This is a genomic window from Vibrio sp. 378 (genome assembly GCF_033339435.1).
In genome coordinates this window covers 1-563 of record NZ_JAWOUO010000951.1, presented here as the reverse complement: position 1 = coordinate 563, position 563 = coordinate 1, and the positions used below count along the sequence as shown (strand labels likewise).

The 563-nt window shown below is 47.4% G+C and carries 1 protein-coding gene; it reads right to left on the bottom strand.

The window, feature by feature from the left end:
* Nucleotides 1–563 (bottom strand): pyridoxal-phosphate dependent enzyme (locus R7Q48_RS29775; protein WP_318133987.1); only part of this gene is annotated, 563 nt, incomplete at both ends.

Sequence of the window (563 nt, the reverse complement as noted above, 5' to 3'; positions counted from 1 at the left end):
GGCTTTGCCTTTTTCACCTTTGATGTAACGGCTTGTACCTGTGATTGTACCGCCTGTACCAACGCCTGCTACTAGCACATCGATTTCACCGTCTGTCGCATCCCAGATTTCAGGGCCAGTGGTTTTCTCGTGAATTTGCGGGTTAGCAGGGTTGTTGAACTGTTGTAGAAGAAGGTATTTTTCAGGATTGCTTGCTACGATCTCTTCTGCTTTAGCAATTGCGCCTTTCATGCCTTTCGCTGCTTCGGTTAGCTCAAGGTTTGCGCCTAGTGCTTTAAGTAGCTTGCGGCGCTCAAGGCTCATTGATTCAGGCATAGTTAGAGTCAATTTGTAACCGCGAGCGGCTGCTACGAACGCTAATGCGATACCTGTGTTACCACTGGTTGGTTCTACTAGTTCTACGCCTGGCTTTAAAGTGCCAGCTTTTTCTGCTTCCCAAATCATGTTTGCACCGATACGGCACTTAACACTGAAGCTTGGGTTGCGTGCTTCAATTTTCGCTAGAACGTTACCTTTGCTCACTTTGTTTAGGCGAACTAGGGGCGTATTACCAATGGTAAGAG